The sequence below is a fragment of the Parabacteroides sp. 20_3 genome (genome assembly GCF_964238835.1).
Classification (GTDB): Bacteria; Bacteroidota; Bacteroidia; order Bacteroidales; family Tannerellaceae; genus Parabacteroides; species Parabacteroides distasonis.
On sequence record NZ_CAXSNO010000021.1, the window covers coordinates 1 to 4,225 of the forward strand.

8 protein-coding genes are annotated in these 4,225 nt (G+C 45.8%); 1 reads left to right on the forward strand and 7 read right to left on the reverse strand.

Features of this window, described 5'->3' with window-relative positions; all coding sequences use genetic code 11:
• Positions 1 to 342 precede the first annotated feature (342 nt).
• Positions 343 to 1,368, forward strand: coding sequence for a replication initiation protein (locus tag ACESPU_RS21605; protein WP_004295509.1), 1,026 nt, complete (start codon positions 343 to 345; stop codon positions 1,366 to 1,368).
• A gap of 36 nt (positions 1,369 to 1,404) precedes the next feature.
• On the opposite strand, the gene ACESPU_RS21610 is transcribed toward ACESPU_RS21605, so the two are convergent.
• The 7 genes from ACESPU_RS21610 to ACESPU_RS21640 form a co-directional block, all read right to left on the reverse strand.
• The gene (locus ACESPU_RS21610) at positions 1,405 to 1,635 is read right to left on the reverse strand and encodes a hypothetical protein (protein WP_004295510.1); all 231 of its coding nucleotides are present in this window, start codon (positions 1,633 to 1,635) and stop codon (positions 1,405 to 1,407) included.
• Between the two features lie 19 nt (positions 1,636 to 1,654).
• Entirely contained in the window at positions 1,655 to 2,107 is a 453-nt protein-coding gene (gene mbpC / locus ACESPU_RS21615; protein WP_004295511.1) for a mobilization protein MbpC, read from the reverse strand.
• Positions 2,064 to 2,858: a mobilization protein MbpB gene (gene mbpB, locus ACESPU_RS21620; protein ID WP_007560590.1), complete on the reverse strand. Its 795-nt coding sequence runs from the start codon at positions 2,856 to 2,858 to the stop codon at positions 2,064 to 2,066. Before mbpB ends, mbpC begins: the two co-directional genes overlap by 44 nt.
• On the reverse strand, positions 2,855 to 3,154 hold the full coding sequence (gene mbpA / locus ACESPU_RS21625; protein ID WP_004327437.1) for a mobilization protein MbpA: 300 nt from the start codon (positions 3,152 to 3,154) through the stop codon (positions 2,855 to 2,857). Before mbpA ends, mbpB begins: the two co-directional genes overlap by 4 nt.
• 192 nt (positions 3,155 to 3,346) lie before the next feature.
• Entirely contained in the window at positions 3,347 to 3,544 is a 198-nt protein-coding gene (locus ACESPU_RS21630; protein ID WP_004295503.1) for a hypothetical protein, read from the reverse strand.
• Between the two features lie 10 nt (positions 3,545 to 3,554).
• Positions 3,555 to 3,830, reverse strand: a complete 276-nt coding sequence (locus ACESPU_RS21635) for a type II toxin-antitoxin system YoeB family toxin (RefSeq protein WP_004327436.1) — start codon at positions 3,828 to 3,830, stop codon at positions 3,555 to 3,557.
• The gene (locus ACESPU_RS21640) at positions 3,827 to 4,078 is read right to left on the reverse strand and encodes a hypothetical protein (protein ID WP_004295507.1); all 252 of its coding nucleotides are present in this window, start codon (positions 4,076 to 4,078) and stop codon (positions 3,827 to 3,829) included. The genes ACESPU_RS21635 and ACESPU_RS21640 overlap by 4 nt, the downstream gene beginning before the upstream one ends.
• Between the last annotated feature and the right edge of the window lie 147 nt (positions 4,079 to 4,225).

Genomic DNA, 4,225 nt, shown 5'->3' on the forward strand with positions numbered 1-4,225 from the left:
CGTGTACACGCCATAAAAACCCGTTTCCAATCCTACCGCCCGTTGGTTGGTTTTGCTTTGCTCTTTTTCCCTATCGTTTTTCTTTTTCCGACAGTAAATCAACCACTTAGCTCTATAAATTCCCCTTGTCTGTTATAAGCATCGTCTGTAATATGCTCTATCACTTCTTCGCAAACGCCCATAAATAAAGGGATTAGAACATGTGTTTCCCCACACTTTGGGAGTTTAGTCCCCACACTTTGGGAGTTTAAAAGTAAATTAGTCCCCACACTTTGGGAGTTTTACCCCTCTTTTTTTGTTTTAATGTGGGGATTGTGTATATTTGCAGCAAATCAATCGTTTATGAAAAAGAAACTACCTATTACCAAGAATAAAGATGTTGTTGTTTCATGGGTATATACATGGTCAAAACAGCAAGACATGTCCATACACGAACAAAGAATAGTTCTTCGCATACTGGAAGCGTGCCAAGCTGAACTAAAGGGAGTAAAACTGAAAGATTATGCAGGCACGAAACGCAAGTTTGAGCATGGACTTTGGGATGTTGATGCACAAATGCATGTATCTGACGTTATTTTTTCCGGACGTGATTACAATGAAATCATAGCCGCACTCGATTCTTTGGCAGGACGTTTTTTTACTTACGAAGATGACGAGGAATGGTGGAAGTGCGGATTTATATCTAACCCAAAATATAAAAAACGCACTGGCATTATAACCTTTCGTGTGTCTAACGACCTTTGGGATGTGTTTACCAAGTTCGCCAAGGGGTACAGAGAATTTGAGTTAAACAAGGCTCTTGCGCTACCTACTGGGTATTCCCTTAGGTTTTACATGTTAATGAGTGGGCAGGTGTACCCTTTGGATATATCCCTTGAAAACTTGAAAGACCGTCTTGGCATACCTGCGGACAAATACAAGGACAAGAACGGAAAAGACAGAATAGATCATTTTGAGGAAAGAGTTTTGAAACCAGCAAAGGCTGCGCTTGATGAGAGCTGCCCATACACTTTCAACTACGTGAAAGTGCGTGAAAACCCAAACAACAAACGTAGCAAGGTGACCGGGTTTAGGTTCTACCCGGTCTATCAACCACAGTTCAGAGATGAAGAACTGGAAGGGAAAGAATTGCAAGCAAAGGTTACAGCACGATATCAGATAGACAGCCATGTGTACGAGTACCTCCGTTATTCCTGCGGCTTCACATCGGAAGAGATAAACCGGAACAAAGAGACATTCATAACGGCACAAGAAAAGATAACCGACCTTATCGGAGAACTGGCTCTCCTAAACGGAAAATCACGAGAAAAGAACAATCCGAAAGGGTGGATTATAAACGCCCTTAAAGGGAAAATCAAGGATAAGTAACAAGATTACCCGGCTGAAACACTCCGGGTAATCTTGTCAAATCAGAGGAACGATTTCCATTTCTACACCAAGTTCTTTCATCTGCTGTTGTATTTCCTCGCTGCTTAGTTTCTCTCTCGCCAGTGCAAGCCCATGAAAGGCGTCCCAGCCTGCCGGCTTCGAAACGATACTACCGTTTAGGACGGCATGGGTGATTTCGCCGCCGGACTTCGCACCCTTGTTCAGTATGAAGAAGAACCGGGGTTCTTCGTGTTCCGTTGTTCCCATAATTCGTAAAGTTAGATGTTTATTTATTCCCCTTTTGTTCCCTTGCCTGCTCTTGGTAGTATTCATAATACTGCTTGTAGTTGTCCCGGTCTTTGGCTGCATCCGTCCAAAGATAGCACATGAAACAAGCGAACAATAGGGAGATAACAGCACAAAGGATTGAGTAGAACGAAATTCGTTTGTCCACATAACCGCCGTTTTTCATTCTGTACCCCTGCCGTTCAAAGTCCGCCAACACGTTTTTTAGGCGATTTTCGGCACTTTCAAGGCTTTTCCCGTCTATTTGTACCTTTCGGGCTGTTGCGTCCTCTATGCGCTTCGTATAGACTTCAACACGCTTTAGTTCTTGATACACCAGTTCTACCGCAAGCTGCGGGTTTACCCTTGGCGTTGTATCTTTTCTTTTCCGGGGGCTGTACTGTCCCTGCTTAACGTTGGAAGCTGCCGCTTCCGGGTGTGAGTTTGTTTCCATGAGATATGTTCATTGAGTTGCACTTCAGTTTGCTTTGTGTCCGCTCGATATGGGCGAGAGTGTAGCCTTTCCCTATCTCGCTTGCCTTATACTCCGTACCGCTTCGGGCTGTGACATAGTAGCCGTTAAGTTTCCCGGTGCTTGCCCTGGCTTCCCGGACTTTAAAACCTCTCTTACCAAGTTCTTCCTTGAATTTGGTAAAGTCAAAGCCCTGCATCTTCTTCAATACGCCGTCCATGGCTTCCTTGATTTCCGCTTTGTTGACTTTGCCAATGTCCTGCGACTGTACAAAGTTCCGTTCCTTGGCTATGGCATTGGCGGCTTCCGTTGCCTTTTTCCCTATCCAGTTGTCCCGGTACAGTTCCCCGGAAAGGGAAACCCGGTTTGCCAGTATGTGCAGGTGGGCTTGCTCTTTCTTGCTCTCCGTACCGCTGTGCCGGATGATGATGTACTGGTGGTTCGCCAACCCCATGCGCTGCATGAAGTCGTTACCAAGTTCCGCCCAGTCCGCATCCGTAAAGGTGGCGCTTTCCTCTATCGAGGGGCTGACCTCGAAACGTAGGCAGTTGTTTTTTACGTTCGGAAAATCAATGTGATACGGTTTCATTTCCTGCACCATTTCCGCACCAGTACACCCATAAAGTTCATGCCGGGCTATCTCGGTGGCTACTGCCTGCCCGTTTATCTCTTTGGCGAGGTCGTACTCCAATGCCGCCACACCATGTGATATGCTTTTCCCTTTCCCTATCATCGTGAGAGTATTTTTTTGAGCTCTGTAATTAGTGCCCGGTTCTCCTCGAACACTTCCCGGTACTGGCGACCACCGAAGTAGTTGTTCAGCCGTTGGAGCGTTCCTTTCAACTGGGCTATGTCCCGGAGAAGCTGCCGTTCCTCCTCGGTGTACCTCTCCCTTGGGCGCCCCCCAAGGGACAAACTCCGGCAGTATTCCGATACGCTTAGACTGCACCGGGCTGCCTGCTCCGCAAGTGCGTCCTTTTCAAGTTCGGTACACCGGAATGTAATCTTTTCGTTCCGTCTTAGTTCCATGCCACAAAGGTAATCTTAAAATCTTTTTGAGCAAAGCGAGAAAAGCAAGAATTGTCCGACAAGGACACTTCTTGCTATATATACACATGCCGCATGGGAATACATCCACGCCAACCGCCCAGCAAAAAGCCCCGGCGTGTTAGAAAATCCCCCACAGCCTAACAAATTCTACCCCATTTCTACCCAAGGGGATTACACGCCGCAGAAGTCATCCGGGAACATGTCTTCCAGTTCGTCCAAATCAATGGTTTCTTCTTCGGACACCTCCACCCATTCAATGTTTTCTTTCCCTCTTATCGCACATGAGTACATCTCGGCGGCGGCAAGAGAAGAGAACACCTCGTGCATAGGCTCGCCGTTCTCTAACCAGTAAACACAATATTCGACCATAACAGTTTTATCATTTATCGTTGTAATGCCCCTCTACCTCCAAGATGTAGACCTCTACCACTTCCTCGTAAATGTCATAGATTATCCGGTCATGGGCGGTAATGTGTCGAGACCATGTAATATCCCCACCGCCCCTTAACGCTTCGGGATGCCCAAGCCCAGTCTTAGGGTGCTCTAACAATTCTTTGTAGATTTTCTTATACTTCTTGAACAAATTGGGGTTTGATTTCTTCCATTTGGCAATCACCTTATCCACCCCGTCGGAAACCCTAATTGTGTACATCATAGACTATCGAAATAAGCGTCAATATCCTCACTGCTTTTGAGGGTAACACACTTTCCGGATTTGATTTCTTCCCTTGCCTTGTCAATCCTTGCTTGCAGCTCCGGGGTTATCATCAAATCTTCACGACCAACTTTTACCAAAGCGTAAATCTCGTTTTTCCTGCGAATTAGTACCTGCTCGCCATTGTCAGCTTTGGTGAAAGACGCTGCGAGGTTGTTACGGTATTCTCTTACTGATAATGCTTCCATATCTGTTTGCTTTTAAATTCAGCACAAAGATAGCTATATTTCAATAAAATACAAACATTTTGTACACAAACGTGTACACGCCATAAAAACCCGTTTCCAATCCTACCGCCCGTTGGTTGGTTTTGCTTTGCTCTTTTTCCCTATCGT